Annotated in this window: 17 protein-coding genes and 1 other RNA gene; 8 read left to right on the top strand and 10 right to left on the bottom strand. The window is 72.5% G+C overall.

Features of this window, described 5'->3' with window-relative positions; genetic code table 11:
• Positions 1 to 110 precede the first annotated feature (110 nt).
• On the bottom strand, positions 111 to 1,541 hold the full coding sequence (locus tag EFL26_RS13790) for an FAD-binding oxidoreductase (protein WP_123223415.1): 1,431 nt from the start codon (positions 1,539 to 1,541) through the stop codon (positions 111 to 113).
• A gap of 163 nt (positions 1,542 to 1,704) precedes the next feature.
• On the opposite strand from EFL26_RS13790, the gene EFL26_RS13785 reads away from it, so the two are divergent.
• Complete coding sequence (locus EFL26_RS13785) at positions 1,705 to 2,844, top strand: helix-turn-helix transcriptional regulator (RefSeq protein WP_123223414.1); 1,140 nt, start codon at positions 1,705 to 1,707, stop codon at positions 2,842 to 2,844.
• Between the two features lie 21 nt (positions 2,845 to 2,865).
• Here EFL26_RS13785 and EFL26_RS13780 read toward each other — a convergent pair whose 3' ends face one another.
• The 3 genes from EFL26_RS13780 to EFL26_RS13770 all read right to left on the bottom strand — a co-directional run bounded on the left by EFL26_RS13780 (position 2,866) and on the right by EFL26_RS13770 (position 7,637).
• Positions 2,866 to 3,585 carry a type 1 glutamine amidotransferase gene (locus EFL26_RS13780; RefSeq protein WP_148046712.1) on the bottom strand — a complete coding sequence of 240 codons (720 nt, stop codon included), beginning with the start codon at positions 3,583 to 3,585 and terminating at the stop codon, positions 2,866 to 2,868.
• Positions 3,575 to 5,623 (bottom strand): NAD(+) synthase, encoded by a 2,049-nt coding sequence (locus EFL26_RS13775; RefSeq protein WP_123223821.1) that lies wholly within the window; start codon positions 5,621 to 5,623, stop codon positions 3,575 to 3,577. The genes EFL26_RS13780 and EFL26_RS13775 overlap by 11 nt, the downstream gene beginning before the upstream one ends.
• Before the next feature lie 94 nt (positions 5,624 to 5,717).
• Positions 5,718 to 7,637, bottom strand: coding sequence for a carboxypeptidase regulatory-like domain-containing protein (locus EFL26_RS13770; RefSeq protein WP_123223412.1), 1,920 nt, complete (start codon positions 7,635 to 7,637; stop codon positions 5,718 to 5,720).
• Positions 7,638 to 7,797: 160 nt separating this feature from the next.
• On the opposite strand from EFL26_RS13770, the gene EFL26_RS13765 reads away from it, so the two are divergent.
• From EFL26_RS13765 to EFL26_RS13750, 4 genes are all read left to right on the top strand, one after another.
• Positions 7,798 to 8,169, top strand: coding sequence for an antibiotic biosynthesis monooxygenase family protein (locus EFL26_RS13765; protein ID WP_123223411.1), 372 nt, complete (start codon positions 7,798 to 7,800; stop codon positions 8,167 to 8,169).
• A gap of 85 nt (positions 8,170 to 8,254) precedes the next feature.
• Positions 8,255 to 9,112 carry a 3-methyl-2-oxobutanoate hydroxymethyltransferase gene (gene panB, locus EFL26_RS13760; RefSeq protein WP_123223410.1) on the top strand — a complete coding sequence of 286 codons (858 nt, stop codon included), beginning with the start codon at positions 8,255 to 8,257 and terminating at the stop codon, positions 9,110 to 9,112.
• Complete coding sequence (locus EFL26_RS13755; RefSeq protein ID WP_123223409.1) at positions 9,112 to 9,789, top strand: class I SAM-dependent methyltransferase; 678 nt, start codon at positions 9,112 to 9,114, stop codon at positions 9,787 to 9,789. The genes panB and EFL26_RS13755 overlap by 1 nt, the downstream gene beginning before the upstream one ends.
• A gap of 72 nt (positions 9,790 to 9,861) precedes the next feature.
• Positions 9,862 to 11,061: a PQQ-dependent sugar dehydrogenase gene (locus tag EFL26_RS13750; protein WP_123223408.1), complete on the top strand. Its 1,200-nt coding sequence runs from the start codon at positions 9,862 to 9,864 to the stop codon at positions 11,059 to 11,061.
• Positions 11,062 to 11,081: 20 nt separating this feature from the next.
• On the opposite strand, the gene EFL26_RS13745 is transcribed toward EFL26_RS13750, so the two are convergent.
• Together EFL26_RS13745 and EFL26_RS24250 are read right to left on the bottom strand one after the other, a co-directional pair.
• The gene (locus tag EFL26_RS13745; RefSeq protein WP_123223407.1) at positions 11,082 to 11,354 is read right to left on the bottom strand and encodes a hypothetical protein; all 273 of its coding nucleotides are present in this window, start codon (positions 11,352 to 11,354) and stop codon (positions 11,082 to 11,084) included.
• A gap of 13 nt (positions 11,355 to 11,367) precedes the next feature.
• Positions 11,368 to 11,541 (bottom strand): hypothetical protein, encoded by a 174-nt coding sequence (locus EFL26_RS24250; RefSeq protein ID WP_183408181.1) that lies wholly within the window; start codon positions 11,539 to 11,541, stop codon positions 11,368 to 11,370.
• 50 nt (positions 11,542 to 11,591) lie between these two features.
• On the opposite strand from EFL26_RS24250, the gene map reads away from it, so the two are divergent.
• From map to EFL26_RS13730, 3 genes are read left to right on the top strand one after another with little or no spacing between them, the layout of a single operon-like run.
• On the top strand, positions 11,592 to 12,440 hold the full coding sequence (map, locus tag EFL26_RS13740; RefSeq protein ID WP_123223406.1) for a type I methionyl aminopeptidase: 849 nt from the start codon (positions 11,592 to 11,594) through the stop codon (positions 12,438 to 12,440).
• Positions 12,441 to 12,447: 7 nt separating this feature from the next.
• Positions 12,448 to 13,428 carry a hypothetical protein gene (locus EFL26_RS13735; protein WP_123223405.1) on the top strand — a complete coding sequence of 327 codons (981 nt, stop codon included), beginning with the start codon at positions 12,448 to 12,450 and terminating at the stop codon, positions 13,426 to 13,428.
• A gap of 40 nt (positions 13,429 to 13,468) precedes the next feature.
• Positions 13,469 to 13,939, top strand: coding sequence for a pyridoxamine 5'-phosphate oxidase family protein (locus EFL26_RS13730; protein ID WP_123223404.1), 471 nt, complete (start codon positions 13,469 to 13,471; stop codon positions 13,937 to 13,939).
• A 4-nt stretch (positions 13,940 to 13,943) separates the two neighbouring features.
• Here the strand turns inward: EFL26_RS13730 and EFL26_RS13725 are convergent, their stop codons facing one another.
• The 4 genes from EFL26_RS13725 to rnpB all read right to left on the bottom strand — a co-directional run bounded on the left by EFL26_RS13725 (position 13,944) and on the right by rnpB (position 15,498).
• Positions 13,944 to 14,354, bottom strand: a complete 411-nt coding sequence (locus EFL26_RS13725; protein ID WP_246000184.1) for a tetratricopeptide repeat protein — start codon at positions 14,352 to 14,354, stop codon at positions 13,944 to 13,946.
• A 56-nt stretch (positions 14,355 to 14,410) separates the two neighbouring features.
• Entirely contained in the window at positions 14,411 to 14,605 is a 195-nt protein-coding gene (locus EFL26_RS13720; RefSeq protein WP_183408180.1) for a DUF2188 domain-containing protein, read from the bottom strand.
• A gap of 75 nt (positions 14,606 to 14,680) precedes the next feature.
• The gene (locus EFL26_RS13715) at positions 14,681 to 14,911 is read right to left on the bottom strand and encodes a hypothetical protein (protein ID WP_123223401.1); all 231 of its coding nucleotides are present in this window, start codon (positions 14,909 to 14,911) and stop codon (positions 14,681 to 14,683) included.
• 213 nt (positions 14,912 to 15,124) lie between these two features.
• An RNA gene (rnpB, locus tag EFL26_RS13710) (RNase P RNA component class A) lies at positions 15,125 to 15,498 on the bottom strand.
• Positions 15,499 to 15,501 lie beyond the last annotated feature (3 nt).

Raw genomic sequence — 15,501 nt, 5'->3', positions numbered from 1 at the left:
GGGCAACGATAGGGGCTCGGCATCGCGCGCGTGCCGCGTGTCCGGGCGGGTTGCCCACGGGGAGGGTCCCGCCCGGTCGGGCCCCTCCTCCGCGGACTCTCGACGGTCGCTCAGGCGTCGCCGCGGATCCGGTGGTTGCCCAGGAACAGCTCCCCGGGGTCGACCGAGCGCTTGACCGCCTGCAGCCGCTGCCATCCCTCGGCACCGAAGGCGGTGCGCGGGTCCACCGGACGCTCCGCCAGGTTGAGGAACGGCCGCTCCGAGCTCCACGGCTCCAGCCTCTCGAGCACCCGGTCGATCGCCTCGTCCCCGGCCGCGGCGATCTCCGGCGTCGGCGCCATCGCGATGAACAGCGCGAGGTGGCTGCCGGGGAGGCTGTTCAAGGCCCCTCCGTCGGCAGCCGGCCGACCCAGCGCTCCCCCGAGCTGGCGCAGCTCGGCGATGAAGACGGTCGTCGACGCGTCCGGACCGACGCTCGCCAGGAACGCCTCGACCGCCGCGTCGTCGAGGTGCTCGAGCACGATGCCGGCACCGACGGCGGGCGTCGGGTTCTCCGGGTCCATGTGCAGCCTGGTCAGGGAGGCCGCCGGCACCCGAGCGAAGGTGTCGAGCTCGGGGTCGAGGTCCCGGAACGGCGCCAGCACCTCGGCGGCGTCCTCGTCCGGCAGCAGCGCCACTCCGTCGAGGACGACCAGGCTGCGTCCGCGGAGGAAGTCCGGCAGCTCGGGGATCGGGGGGAACCGCATGATCCGGAAGGAGGTGGTGACCTCCTCCGGAGCCGTGCGGGACCACGCCGCGAACACGGGGAGGACCTCCGGGGCACGGCTGATGTCCCAGAGCATCATCCCGGCGTGCACGTCCTCGATCGGCAGCAGCCCGATCTCGATGGTCGTGACGATCCCGAAGTTGCCCCCGCCGCCGCGCAGCGCCCAGAACAGCTCCGGGTTGGTGCTCGCGTCGGCGCGCACGACCTCGCCGTCCGCCCCCACCAGCTCGATGCCGACCACCCCGTTCGTGGCCAGGCCGTGCTTGCGGGCGTACCAGCCGAGGCCGCCGCCCAGGGTGTAGCCGACCACGCCCACGTCGGGGGCCGACCCGTGCAGCGCGGTCAGGCCGTGGGGCGCCGCGACGTCGATCACGTCCTCCCAGCTGGCCCCGGCCTCGACACGCGCGACCTGGTTGTAGGGGTCGACGTAGACCCCGCGCAGGTGTCCCGTGCGGACGAGCACGACGTCGTCGAGACGGTGGGCGGCGAGGATCCCGGCCGCGTGTCCGGTGCTCTGCGCGGTCACCCGCAGCCCCAGGGCAGCGGCGACGCGGACGAGCAGGCTGATCTCCTCGACGGTGGTCGGCTCGGCGACGGCGGCGGGGAGCTGGGAGACGGCGACGTTCCACGGCCGGCGGCCGGCGTCGTACGCCTCGTCCCCCGGCAGGTGCACGAAGTCTCCGCAGAGCCCCCGCAGCCGCTCGGCCCGTACGTCGGCTTGCTGGCTGGCGTGCGGCCCGGCCGGCGTCGTGCGCCGTGCTGCGATCTCGGTCATGGTGTTCCTCCAGTCGGTCTCAGGTGTGGCACCAGCCTGTGAGCGCGGCGCGGCACGGACCATCCCCCGGAGTCGGGGACTTCCCGACACACCCACGTGGGCCAGGAAAGACCCCACAAATGTGGGATGTCCCCGGGAGTCCCAGTGACCCCAGACTCCTCTCATGGCCCTTGACCTGACGGCGAAGCGTGTCCAGCGCGACGTGGACGTCGTCGCCCGCGCCGGACTCGACCTCGACGAGTTCGTGTCCGAGGCGCTCGACTCGATCGCGCGCGCCGTGCCGCACGTCGCGTCCTGCTTCGCGACCGTGGACCCGAGCACGTTGCTGCTCACGGGGACCCTGAAGGGCGGCGCCCTCTACCGCGACGACACCCACGACCACGAGTGGGGACTCCTGGAGTACGGCAACGTCGAGACCACCGCCTTCATGGAGCTCGCCCACCGCGCCGTGCCCGCCGTGGCGACCGTGGCCGCCTCCCCGGGGTCGCCGCGGCTCAACGAGTTCATGCGCCCCAACTTCGGCTTCGGCGACGAGCTCCGGCTGGTGCTGCGCGACCGTGGCCAGTGCTGGGGCGGGCTGGCGATCTTCCGCGAGGAGGGCGAGGCGCGCTTCGACGAGCACGACGTGGAGCTGCTCGCGTCGCTCTCGGAGTCGATGTCGGTCGGCGTGCGCAGCGGCATCCTCAGCCGGCTGCGCTCCACCGCTCCGTCGCTGCCGCCCGTCGGGCCGGCCGTGGTCATCATCGGCGCCGACGACCGCGTGCTGCAGGTGAGTGCCGGCGCCGAGCAGCGCCTCAACGAGCTGCTCACCGACATGAACGACGGTGACCCCGGCGGCATCATCGCCAGCCTGGTCGGCGCTGCCCGGCGCTTCGCGAGCGGCGCCGCCGTGCGGCCGCCCCGCTCCCGGGTCCGGGCGCGCAGCGGAATGTGGCTGGTGCTGCACGCGACACCGCTGAGCCCGCGTGACGGGCGCGGCGGCGACGTGGTGGTCACGATCGACGAGGCGCGGCCGCCGGAGATCGTGCCGCTCGTGGTGGCCGCCTTCGACCTCACCCAGCGCGAGCGGGACGTCACCGAGCGCGTGCTCCAGGGCATGGACACCAAGGAGATCGCCGCGTCGATGCACCTCTCGGCGTACACCGTGCAGGACCACCTGAAGTCGGTGTTCGCCAAGACCGACGTGCGGAGCCGGCGCGAGCTGGTCGCCCGGATCTACTTCGACCAGTACGTCCCCCGCATGGGCACCGACGTCGGGCCGTCGGGCTGGTTCGTGGCCGGATCGGCCGAGCCTCCCGCCTGAGCCCCGACCACGGGCCCGGGCCTACGCCTGCGAGGTGACCCGGACCCGCTGGGCGAAGGCCGTGGCGACCGGCTGCCACGCACGCGCAAGCTCGGGCACGGCCGACCGCATGTCGGCCAGAGCCGCGTCGAGGACGGCGGGCCCGATCTCCTCGCGCTCGTCGGCCGCCCACCGCGCGACCACGGCGTCGTCGACCTCGGGGTGCGGTTGGACTCCCCAGACCGCGGGCGCGAGCCGCGCCGCCTGCACGGTGCCGTCGGGGGCGAGCGCGAGGGTCGTCGCACCCGTCGGCAGGTCGGCGACGACGTCGTTGTTCCAGTGGATCACCCGACCGGGACGGGCAGCCAGGACGGGGTCGTCCGACGCGGCGTCGGTCCAGCCCATCGGGAGCACGCCGAGCTGCCGGCCGTGCGGGTTGACCTCGACCGCGCCACCGAGCGCGACCGCGGCCAGCTGGTGTCCCAGGCAGACCCCGAGGGTGGGGACGCCCCGGTCGGCGGCGATCCGGACGAGCTCCTTGGCCGCGGTCAGCCAGGGGTGCGCGGTGTCGTCGTACGCGCCCATCGAGCCGCCGAGCACCAGGAGCGCGTCGTGCTCGTCGAGCCCGGACGGGAGCGGCTCACCGGCGTACGGGTGGCGTACGTCGAGCGCGCACCCGGCGGCGTCGAGCCAGAGACCGAGGAGGGCAGGGGGGCAGTCGGCCTGGTGCTGGACGACCAGCACCCGTGGGTCAGTGGCCACCCGGGACCCGCTCGAGGTCGGCCAGCCAGGCTGCGGCGCTCGCGTCGGAGGGCATCCGCCAGTCTCCGCGCGGGGACAACGACCCACCCGCGGAGACCTTCGGGCCGTTCGGGATCGCCGACCGCTTGAACTGGTTGGCGAAGAACCGGGTCACGAACACCTCGAGCCAGTGCCTGATCGCCGGCAGGTCGTAGGAGACCCGGCGCTGCTCGGGGAAGCCGGGCGGCCACTCCCCCGCGTCCGGGTCGGCCCAGGCGTGGTGCGCGAGGAAGGCGACCTTGCTCGGCCGGAAGCCGAACCGCAGCACCTGGTAGAGCGTGAAGTCGTGCAGCGAGTAGGGGCCGATGGTGTCCTCGGTGCTCTGCGGCTTGTCGTCCTTGGACGGCACCAGCTCGGGGCTGATCTCCTGCTCGACGATCTCGGTGAGCACGTGGTCGACGTCCGCGTCGAACTCGTCGGTGCTCACCACCCAGCGGATCAGGTGCTGGATCAGGGTCTTGGGCACACCGGAGTTCACCGTGTAGTGCGACATCTGGTCGCCGACGCCGTACGTGCACCAGCCGAGCGCCAGCTCGCTGAGGTCGCCGGTGCCGAGCACGATGCCGCCGCGCTGGTTGGCCAGCCGGAAGAGGTAGTCGGTGCGCAAGCCGGCCTGGACGTTCTCGAACGTGACGTCGTAGACCTCCTCCCCGCGTGCGAACGGGTGACCCATCTCCTCGAGCATCTGCCGGGCGGCCGGGCGGATGTCCAGCTCCTCGAAGGTGACGCCGAGCGACTTCGCCAGCCGGTGGGCGTTGCCCTTGGTGTAGTCGCTGGTCGCGAAGCCCGGCATGGTGAAGCCGAGGATGTCGCTGCGCGGCCGGCCCAGGCGGTCCATGGCCTTCGCCGCGACGATCAGGGCGTGCGTCGAGTCGAGCCCGCCGGACACGCCGATCACGACCTTGGGCTGATGACCCGAGCGGCCGATCGCGCGCAGCCGCTGCTCCAGGCCGGACACCTGGATGTTGTAGGCCTCGTAGCAGTCGAGGGCCAGCCGCTCGGGGTCGTCGGGCACGAACGGGAACCGGTCGACCTTGCGCCGCAGCCCGATGTCGTCGTTCGGCGGAGCGAGCACGAAGGGAACAGCGCGTAGGCCACCCTCCGCTCCCGTGGCGCGCGCGTTGTCGTCGAAGGTGCCCTGGCGCAGCCGCTCCTGGCGGATCCGGTCCAGGTCGACGTCGACCGTCGTCCGCCTCGGGCCGGCCGGGAAGCGCTCGGTCTCGCCGAGCAGGTCGCCGCACTCGTAGACCATCGTCTGGCCGTCCCAGGAGAGGTCGGTGCTCGACTCACCCTCGCCCGCGGCCGCGTAGACGTACGCCGCGAGGCACCGCGCGCTCGCCGAGCGGACCAGCAGCCGGCGGTCCTCGGCGCGCGCGACCGTGATCGGGCTGCCGGAGAGGTTCGCCAGCACCGTGGCGCCGGCCAGGGCCGCGTTCGCGCTGGGTGGGACCGGCACCCACATGTCCTCGCAGACCTCGACGTGCAGCGCCAGCCCCGGCAGGTCGCTCGCCGTGAAGAGCAGGTCGTTGCCAAACGGCACGTCCTCGCCGAGGAGGGTGATCTCGCCGGCGTACCGGTCGGCGCCGGCGGCGAACCATCGGGCCTCGTAGAACTCCCGGTAGGTCGGCAGGTAGGACTTCGGGGCGACGCCGAGCACGGCACCGCCGTGGATCACCACGGCGCAGTTGAAGACCCGGTTGCCGTTGCGCAGCGGAGCACCGACGACGAGCACCGGTCGCAGGTCCGCGCTCGCCTCGACGATGGTCGCGATCGCCTCGTGGACGGCGTCGAGCAGCACGTCCTGGAGGAACAGGTCGTCGGCCGAGTAGCCGCTCAGGCAGAGCTCCGGGAAGACCGCGACCGCGACCCCGTCGTCGTGGCAGGCCCGGGCCTCGGCGAGGACGGCGGCAGCGTTGGCGGGCGGGTCGGCGAGGGCGACCGGGACGGTGCAGGCGGCCACCCGTGCGAATCCGTGGGCGTAGATCGAGGCGAAGTCCACCTCGCCAGTCTGGCCGATGCGTCCCACAGGTGTCGAAGGCGCGGGCCCGGGGAGGAGCTCCCCGGGCCCGCGCGACGACCTGCTGCAGTCCGGGCTAGCGGACCTTGCCGCCCCGCTTCGCGACCGAGACGGTCGGCGCGTAACCCGGCCGGACCTCGGTGATGCGCACGCTGATGTGCTTGCCCCGGTCGGCCCGGACCAGCTTGTAGCGCGCCCGCTTCGCGGCGAGCCCCTTGATCGGCACGCCGTTGCGCAGCCACTGGAACCGCACCGACGTGGCCGTCGGCGACGCGGGGGCCGGCAGCGCGCTGAGCACCTTGCCGACCTTGAGGACGCCGAGCATCCGCGGCACGTCGGTCAGCGTGAGCACCCCGGCCGCGACCGGGTTGGACGGGTCGCTGGTGCGCTGCGCCGGCGGGTAGCCGTCCTTGGTGGCGGTGACCCGCAGCGAGATCCGGGCCCCGAGGTCCACCGGGGCGAGCACGTACGTCGCACCGGTCGCACCGGCGACGGGCACCCCGTTGCGCAGCCACTGCAGGGACGTCGTCGGCGCGCCGGTCGGGGTGTACCAGCTGCCGGCGTACGCCGAGAGCTGCTCGCCGACGCGGGCGAGACCGGTGATCCCCGGCGGCGCGGTGTTCGCGATCGCCGTGCTCTGGCTGGTCCCGGTCACGGGAGCGGTCAGGTTCGAGGTCGCCGTCGCCGAGCCGTACCCGGGCTTCGTCGCGGTGACCGTGACCGAGAGCCGCTTGCCGACGTCGCCCGCGACCGGGACGTAGGACGCGTGGGTGGCGCCGGCGATGTCGGCGCCGCCCGCCTTCCACTGGTAGGCCAGCGTGGCGTCCGCGGGGTTCCAGGTGCCCGGGTTCGCCGTGACCTGGGTGCCGACGACCGGAGCCGTGGTCGGGACGGTCGGTGCCGCGGTGTTCGCGATGTCCGGCGTGCCGTAGACCAGCGGGTTCGGCAGAGCGACGTCGGTCCCAGGAGCGGTCGAGAGCGCGACGATGCCCGTGCCCGACTCGGACAGGTCGCCGTCCGCGCGGGTGTAGTACTCCGTCGTGGCGCACGCGTTGCCGGTGCCGTACGGGTCGCCCACGAGGACGCCGTACTTGCCGGTCGTGAGGCCCCCGACGACGAATTTGCCGCTTGCGTCGGTGGTGGCGGAGCGGGAGGCCCAGTGGTCCACCGTGTTGAACGCCGCGACCTCGCAGTCCGCGATCGGGTCGCCGTTGCCGTCGACCAGCGTGCCGCTGATCGTGCCGCCCGTGTGCAGGGTGGCGTCGATGCCGGTGGCGTGCTCCGCGGCCGCGAGCGTCACCAGGTTCGCCGAGCCGGCGCCGGCGGACTCGGGGTGGCCGTCGTAGTACTGCGCCTCGACGGTCGCGGTGTAGTCCTCGTGGGCGAACTCGACTCGGTAGTCACCTGCCGGCAGGCCGGTGACGGTGTAGGTGTAGGCGTGGCTGCCCGGTGCGGTCTCGTCGGCCGGGTCGAGCACGGTCCAGCCCGCGAAGTCGCCCGTCGCGGGGTCGATCACGTCGACGTCCGCGTCGTCGGTGTTCAGGTCCGCGGTCGCCGGCAGCGTGACGGTGCCGCTGATCGACCCGGCGTCCGCGAGCTGCGCGTCGATCGCCGACGTCACGTGGGAGGAGGTCACGGTCACCGGCGTCGCGTCGGCCAGGTGCTGCACGTGGTCCCAGTACTGCGTGACGTGGTCGCCGGACGGGTCGTCGAAGACCACGGTGTAGTCGGCCGGGTCCAGCGGGTAGACGTAGTGGCCCGTGCCGTCGGTCGCGGTCGCACCGGACGGCGAGATCCCACCTCCGCTGGTGTTGCGCAGGAAGTAGACGTAGACGCCCGACAGCGGGTTGCCGCCTGAGTCGGTCACCGTGCCGGTGACGCTGCCCTGGACGACAACGGCCGACGCGGGGAGGGAGGGGGCCAGGACGAGGGGCACGGCGACCAGGAGCGCCGCGAGGAGAGGAAGGAGGCGTCGCGGGACGGCGAGCAGTGTCATCGACCGACTTTCGTGGTGGCGGAGAGCGCCGAGTGCGACGAACGGGACCGGTCACCCGGCCCCGTTCACTCTCCGTGTCGAACCCCGTAACGAACGGCTGTCGATCTCGGTCACGGTGGTCTGGACAGGTGGGCGGGACCGGCGGCACTAACCTCGTGACGTGGACGCCTTCGCGACGCCGCCCGAGCCGCCGTACACGGCGGTGATCTTCACCAGCACGCGCACCGACGGCGACCACGGGTACGCCGCGATGGCCGCCCGGATGGAGGAGCTGGCCCGGGAGCAGCCGGGCTACCTCGGCTTCGAGTCGGTGCGCGAGGGTGCCTCCGGCATCACGGTCTCCTACTGGGTCGACGACGCCGCCGCGGCCGCGTGGAAGCAGGTGCACGAGCACCTCGTCGCGCAGGAGCGCGGACGCACGACCTGGTACGCCGACTACCGGGTCCAGGTCGCCACGGTCACCCGCAGCTACGGGCCCGCGCCGCGGAGCGTGACCAGCGACACAGGTGAATTGCCCCCGGCCGACGATTAGCGTTGAGGTCGGTCCGGGGACTCCGTCAGGGAGCCCTTGGGCAGGCTCAGGAACCACCTCGAGAGCGAACCCAAGGAGCTCGACGATGAGCGAAGAGACTGCCCCCTACGGCAGCGGTCCGGCGAAGGCGGAGGCGGGGACCCCGCCGGTCAAGCGGATCCGCACCCACCACCTCCGCGAGATGAAGGAGCGCGGCGAGAAGTTCGCCATGCTCACGGCGTACGACATGTACACCGCCGCGACCTTCGACGAGGCCGGCATCGAGGTGCTGCTCGTCGGCGACAGCGCCTCGAACAACGTGCTGGGCAACGAGACGTCGCTGCCGGTCACCGTCGACGAGCTGCTGCCGCTGACCCGTGCCGTGACCCGGTCGACCCGGCGAGCGCTGGTCGTCGGCGACCTGCCCTTCGGGTCCTACCAGCGCTCCCCCGAGCAGGCCTACGACACGGCCGTGCGGTTCATGAAGGAGGCCGGCGCACACTGCGTGAAGCTCGAGGGCGGCCGGGAGATGGCCGGGCAGATCGAGCTGCTGACCCGCGGCGGCGTGCCGGTGATGGCACACATCGGGTTCACCCCGCAGAGCGAGCACGCGCTCGGCGGCTACCGGGTGCAGGGGCGCGGCGACACGGCACAGCGGATCCTCGACGACGCCAAGGCGGTCGAGGCGGCCGGAGCGTTCGCCGTGGTGATGGAGATGGTCCCCGGCGACGTGGCCGGCCAGGTGACCCGCGAGCTGTCCATCCCGACCATCGGGATCGGGGCCGGCAACCAGTGCGACGGTCAGGTCCTCGTCTGGCAGGACGCCTTCGGCCTGCGCACCGGGCGGATGGCGCGGTTCGTCAAGCAGTACGCCGACGTGCACGGGGTGCTCCTCGACGCCGCCCGCGCCTACGCCGACGACGTCAGGGCCGGCACCTTCCCGGGACCCGAGCACACGTTCTGATGGGCAGCGAGCACGACCACCACCACGACCACGACAGCCTCAGCGAGCAGGACGTCGCGGACCTGTTCAGCCAGCAGACCTGGGACGCCCGGTACGCCGAGTCCGACCGGATCTGGAGCGGACGACCCAACCCACGCCTGGTCGAGCACGTGACCGGCGTGCCGCCCGGGACGGCGCTGGACGTCGGAGCCGGCGAGGGCGCCGACGCGGTCTGGCTCGCCCAGCAGGGTTGGCAGGTCACCGCGCTCGACGTCTCCGAGGTCGCGCTCGAGCGCACGGCGACCCACGCCCGGGAGGCCGGCGTCGGCGACCGGGTGCGGGTGCTGCACCACGACGTGCTCGGCGACGAGCCGCTGCCCGGCGGCTTCGACCTGGTGTCCGCGCAGTTCCTGCACCCTCCGGTCGACCGGCGGGCGCAGGTGATCGGCCGCCTCGGCGCCGCCGTCCGTCCCGGCGGTCTCCTGCTCGTCGTCGGGCACCATCCCGACGACGTGGCCAGCGGGCTGCGTCGCGGCCACGGCCACGCGGAGCTGCTGTTCACCCCCGATCAGGTCGTCGCGGCGCTGCCGGAGACCGAGTGGGACGTCCGTGTCGCCGGCGCCCCCACCCGGACCGCCGACGGACCCGAGGGTCCGGTCACGGCGACGGACTCGGTCGTGCTGGCGGCCCGACGCTGACTCACGCCCCTCCGACCCGGGCCTTCTCCCCGGGCCTTCTCCCCGGGGCGGGCCCGTCGTAGCGTGAGGCCCATGTGGCGCTTCTCGGTGGTCCTCCTGCTCAGCTCGGCGCTGGCGATGCCCGCGACCGCGACGGCCCAGCCGTCACCGGACGCGGCCGGATCTTCCTCCGCACTCAGCCACAGGTGGTTGAGCCTGCCGAAACCATCCCCGGCTCGATCGAGCGCCTTCCCCGACCTCTCCGTTCGGCGCCAGGTGAGCGGCCTGGAGACACCGTGGGACGTCCAGCAGCTCCCGCACGGACGCCTGCTCATCACCGAGCGCGACACCGGCCGGCTGATCCTGTGGCGGCACGGCCGCAAGCGGGTCCTGCACTTCCCGTCCAGCCGGGTCTGGGCGAGCAGCGAGACCGGGCTGATGTCGCTCGCCGTCGACCCGGCGTTCCGCAGCAACCGCCGCGTCTACACCTGCCAGGGTGCGTTCACGCCGACCGGCCACGACGTGAGGATCGAGGCCTGGCGGATGAACCGGCACTGGACCGGCGTACGCCGGATCAAGGTGCTGCTGCGCGGCCTCCCGGCCACCAGCGGACGGCACGGCGGCTGCCGGCTGCTGATCGCTCGCAACGGCGCCCTGGTCGTCGGCACCGGTGACGCCGCCACCGGCACCAACCCGGAGAACCTCGGCTCGCTCGGCGGCAAGGTGCTGCGGCTGAACCGGTTCACCGGCAAGGCGTGGGCCGACAACCCCTTCGCCCACGCCTCCTCGGTCCCCAGGCGCTACGTGCTGAACTACGGCCACCGCAACGTGCAGGGCCTCGCCCAGCGCGCCGACGGCACGATCTGGTCGGTCGAGCACGGGCCCGACCGTGACGACGAGATCAACGTGGTGGTGCGTGGCGGTGACTACGGCTGGAACCCCGTCCCCGGCTACAACGAGTCGGTGCCGATGACCGACGACGCGCTGCCCGGCACGCAGATCCACGCCGCCTGGAGCTCCGGCTTCCCGACGCTGGCGACCTCGGGCGCCGCCTGGGTCAGCGGCTCGCAGTGGGGCGAGTACGACGGCACCCTGGCGGTGGCCGCGCTCAAGGCCAGCCGGCTGATGTTCTTCCGCTTCGACGCCGCGGGACACTTCGTCTCGATGCAGACACCGGACGTCCTCACCCACTTCGGGCGGCTGCGCTCGGTGACGCGAGCCCGCAACGGCGACCTCCTCGTCACGACCTCGAACGGCACCGGCGACTCGGTCCTGCGCGTCTCCCCACGCTGACCGGTCGGACGCAGCAGCGCTCAGCGGGCCAGCAGCACGACCACGAGCCACGCGGCCAGCGACAGCAGGCCGACCACGACGACGCGACGCGGGCGCGGCATGAACCAGCGACAGCCGAGCCCGAAGAGCACCAGCCACACCAGCACGAGGACGACGGTTCCCCACGCGCCGTACAGCGACGCCCCGGCGAAGATCAGGAACGGCGCGCAGACGAGCAGCACCATGCCGACGAACGCAGGCCGGTAGACGCGGATGTCCTTGATCCGACCGCCCTGCTCGGGGGGGTCTGTCACGCCGCTCCCACGCTCAGTCGTCGTTCCAGTTCGGGTCGTTGTCCCATTCCTGGTTGCGCTCCTCGACCTTCTCCAGCGCCCGCGCGGCCTCGGCCTCGGTCGGGTAGGGCCCGAGCCGGTCGGCGTAGTCGCATCCCTCGGGGCCTTCCACCGCGTGGTGGTTGAGGCAGTACCAGAAGGTGCTCATGCTCCCCACTCCCTTCGGTTCCTCCCTTCGCCCGAAACTACACTCACCGGGTGACCCCCGTCGTTCCCGGCACGATCTCTCCCCGTCGTCCCGTCCCCGACCACATCCCGCGGCCCGAGTACGTCGGCCGACCCGCGCCCGAGCGCTTCACCGGCTCGGAGGTGAAGGACGCCGACACGATCGAGCGGATGCGGATCGCCGGACGCATCGCAGCCCAGGCGCTGCAGGAGGTCGGCAAGCACGTGGCGCCCGGGGTGACCCACGACGAGCTCGACCGGATCGGCCACGAGTTCCTGCTCGACCACGACGCCTACCCCTCGACGCTCGGCTACCGCGGCTTCCCGAAGTCGCTGTGCACCAGTGCGAACGAGGTGATCTGCCACGGCATCCCGGACAGCCGGGTCGTCGAGGACGGCGACATCGTGAACATCGACATCACGGCGTTCATCGGGGGCGTGCACGGCGACACCAACGCGACCTTCATGACCCCCGGGGTCAGCGAGGAGGTGCGCGACCTCGTCGAGCGCACCGAGGAGGCCCTCCGTCGGGCGATCAACGCGGTCCGGCCGGGCCGGCAGATCAACGTGATCGGCCGGGTCATCGAGGCGTACGCGCGACGGTTCGGGTACGGCGTCGTCCGCGAGTTCACCGGCCACGGCATCGGCACGTCGTTCCACTCGGGCCTGATCATCGCGCACTTCGACGACCCGGCGTACGACACCGTGATGGAGCCGGGGATGACCTTCACCATCGAGCCGATGCTCAACCTGGGCACCCACGAGTGGGAGATGTGGGACGACGACTGGACGGTCGTCACCCGCGACCGGCGGGCGTCGGCCCAGTTCGAGCACACGCTGCTCGTCACGGACAGCGGCGCGGAGATCCTGACGCTGCCATGATCGGTGCATGATCCGCTCTGCCGCGCTCCTGACCGCCCTCGCCGTCGCCGTGGGTGGCCCGGCCGTCGCCCTCGCCGCGCCGCACCCGGCGGCGTCCGGCCCTGCTGGTCCTACGGCTGACCGTGCGGCGTCGGTGGCCCCGATCGCGGGCACGACCTGCCGGCCCTTCCCGGCCGACAACTACTGGAACACCGACATCCGCTCTTTGCCGGTCGACCCGCGCAGTGCCGCGTGGCTCGCGCACATGTCGACCGGGCGGAACCTGCACCCCGACTTCGGGCCGTCGTACGGCGACGGACCCAACTACGGGATCCCGATCACCGTGGTCGGCCGGCTCCACCCCAAGGTGCGCGTCCGGTTCGACTACTCCTCGGAGAGCGATCACGTCCGCTACCCGTTCGGCCGGGACACCCGGATCGAGGGCGGCCGCAACTCCGCGGGCGACAAGCACGCGATCGTGGTGCGGAAGGGCCGCTGCCGGCTGTACGAGACCTGGAACACCCGGGTCCGCAACGGTCACTGGCGCGCCGGCTCGGGAGCGACCTGGTCCCTCGGCAGCAACGCGCTGCGCCCCGACGGCTGGACCTCGGCCGACGCGGCGGGCCTCCCGATCCTGCCCGGGCTGCTGCGCTGGAGCGAGGTGAAGGCGGGCTGGGTCGGGCACGCCATCCGGTTCACGACCGACGTCACCAGCCGGCACCACCTCTGGCCGGCCCGTCACGACGCCGGGTCGACCGACAGCTGGGCCTACCCGCCGATGGGCGCGCGGTTCCGGATGAAGGGGTCCTTCGACGCCAGCGGGTTCAGCGCCCGCGCCCGGACGGTCATCACGGCGATGAAGGACTACGGGCTCGTCCTGGCCGACAACGGCTCGCCCTGGTTCTTCCAGGGAGAGCAGAACAAGTACTGGCCGCCGGCACTCGTCGAGGAGCTCAAGCGGATCCCGGCGTCCGCGTTCGAGGCTGTCGACACCTCCTCGATGGGCTGAGAGCGCGAGCCGGCCCCGGCGCAACGGGCACACTGGCGCCATGACCGACCACGACCTGAAGGCGCTGGCGCGTGAGGTGCTCGCCGGCAACCAGTTCATGGTGCTCGGCACGGTCGACCCCTCGGGCCGGCCCCGCGTCTCGCCGGTGTGGTTCACGCTGGTCGACCACCACGCCTACTGGCTCTCCTCGCCGGACGCGCACCACTCCCGCAACCTCGAGCAGCGCCCGGACGTGAGCATGGTCGTGTTCGACCCGTGCGCGGGCCCGGGCACCGGGTGGGCGGTGTACCTCGAGGCGACCGCCGCCCGGGTGCCCGTCGACGAGCTCGAGGAGGCCTGCGCGACGGCGTTCCGCGACGTCGAGGAACCGCTGGCGTGGACGCCGGAGCGGCTCGCGAGCGAACCCTTCGTGCTCTACCGCGCTCGGGTCACCCGCACCGAGGTGCACGTGCGCGGAAGCGACTTCGGCGACGGCACCGGGTCGGACCAGCGGGTGCCGGTCGACCTCTGACGCCTCAGAGGCCGGCGTGCAGCCGCTCGACGCGCAGGACGGCCAGCTCGTGCTCCGGGTCGCCGGACATCGCGGCCGCCAGGCGCAGGTGCGGCAGCGCCTCGGCGTACCGGGACTGGCGCTCGAGGCTCCGGCCCAGCGCGAAGCGCACCCAGTCGTCGTCGGGGCGCTCCTCGACCAGGCGGGTCAGCTCGGACTCGGCCCGCTCGAGCTGCACGCGGATCAGGAAGGCCCACGCGCGCAGGATCCGCAGGCCGGTGTTGTCCGGCTCGGCCTCCAGGCCGGGCTCGATGACCTCCAGCGCCTCGCTCGCGGCGCGACGGGTCAGCAGGTCGTAGGCCACCCGGTACGCCGACCCGAGGTCGCGCTGGCCCGGGAACACGACGGCCGGAGCCTGCAGCTCGAACTCGTCCACGCTGATCTCCTCCACGCCCGCTCAACACCACAGCGTGGCGGGCCATTCCGGCCGGATCAAGCGTCGTCCTCCCGAGCGACCACCGTGGCCTGCTCGTCGCGGACGATGTGCTCGACACCGCGCTCGGCCGCCTGGGCACGCCCCTCGGCGATCGCCGCGTCACGCTCGCGGTGCGGGGACCCCAGCTCCGCGCCGTCGGCCCAGTTCCGCCAGGCACCGTCCTCGTAGTACGTCTCCACCTCGCCGGTCACCACGTCCTCCTCCGCGTCGGGTCACGTCCCCCGTACCCGACGCGGGCCCGGACCAGTACCGGCGCCGCGGCTCACTCAGGCGTCGACCAGCTCGGCGACGACCACCAGCCCCCCGGACGGCTCGTCGGGTCGAGAGGTCTCGACCCGGACCGGCCGCCCGAGGAGCTGGCCAGCCTGGCGGGCCGCCCAGCCGGCGTCCACCAGGGCCTGGAGGTTCCCCGTCTCCAGGCGTGTCTCGTAGCGTCCTTCGGCCAGGAGAACGCGAGCGATCTCCTGGACCTGTGCATCAGTTGCCTTGCCCCCCATGCCTCAATAATCCCGTTTTGTCACATTCCTGCACATCGGATGAACGGCCCGAGTCACGCGCAGGCAGGGGCCATGCGGATCTGACCGAACGGCTGAGTCCGCACGATGGGATTCGCGAGCGCGGGTAGTCCCTCACGTTCGGCACCGGATCGGCCGGGAAACGGTGCCGAACGTGAGGGACTACCCGGCGGGAGCCAGGTGCAAGCCCGGGTGCGGATGGGCTGGCTCATAGGCCGGGTTCTGTTCGCCACGCCGCCTCACGACGACGTGGTTGGCGACCATCCATCTCGGAGTGCCGTTGCCGACACCCTCGTGCGACCTACCCGCGAGCTCGGGCGGGCCGCCCTCGAACGCTCGCTGTCTGGTCTTGCTCCAGGTGGGGTTTGCCGAGCCACGACGGTCGCCCGTCGCGCTGGTGGTCTCTTGCACCACCGTTTCACCCTTACCACCGCCCGGAGGCGGTGGCGGTCTGTTCTCTGTGGCACTGTCCCGCGAGTCACCTCGGGTGGCTGTTGGCCACCACCCTGCCCTGTGGAGCCCGGACCTTCCTCGAGGAGTCGCCTCCCCGCGGTCGCCCGGCCAGCCCATCC

The organism is Nocardioides pocheonensis, from assembly GCF_003725535.1.
Lineage (GTDB): Bacteria > Actinomycetota > Actinomycetes > Propionibacteriales > Nocardioidaceae > Marmoricola > Marmoricola pocheonensis.
This window is presented reverse-complemented; position numbering and strand designations above follow the sequence as displayed.

Excerpts from the sequence above, each read along its gene's own strand:
- EFL26_RS13790 (WP_123223415.1), bottom strand. The coding sequence starts at position 1,541 with ATGACCGAGATCGCAGCACGGCGCACGACGCCGGCCGGGCCGCACGCC.
- EFL26_RS13785 (WP_123223414.1), top strand. The coding sequence starts at position 1,705 with ATGGCCCTTGACCTGACGGCGAAGCGTGTCCAGCGCGACGTGGACGTC.
- EFL26_RS13770 (WP_123223412.1), bottom strand. The coding sequence starts at position 7,637 with ATGACACTGCTCGCCGTCCCGCGACGCCTCCTTCCTCTCCTCGCGGCG.
- panB (WP_123223410.1), top strand. The coding sequence starts at position 8,255 with ATGAGCGAAGAGACTGCCCCCTACGGCAGCGGTCCGGCGAAGGCGGAG.
- EFL26_RS13755 (WP_123223409.1), top strand. The coding sequence starts at position 9,112 with ATGGGCAGCGAGCACGACCACCACCACGACCACGACAGCCTCAGCGAG.
- EFL26_RS13750 (WP_123223408.1), top strand. The coding sequence starts at position 9,862 with ATGTGGCGCTTCTCGGTGGTCCTCCTGCTCAGCTCGGCGCTGGCGATG.
- EFL26_RS24250 (WP_183408181.1), bottom strand. The coding sequence starts at position 11,541 with ATGAGCACCTTCTGGTACTGCCTCAACCACCACGCGGTGGAAGGCCCC.
- EFL26_RS13735 (WP_123223405.1), top strand. The coding sequence starts at position 12,448 with ATGATCCGCTCTGCCGCGCTCCTGACCGCCCTCGCCGTCGCCGTGGGT.
- EFL26_RS13730 (WP_123223404.1), top strand. The coding sequence starts at position 13,469 with ATGACCGACCACGACCTGAAGGCGCTGGCGCGTGAGGTGCTCGCCGGC.
- EFL26_RS13715 (WP_123223401.1), bottom strand. The coding sequence starts at position 14,911 with ATGGGGGGCAAGGCAACTGATGCACAGGTCCAGGAGATCGCTCGCGTT.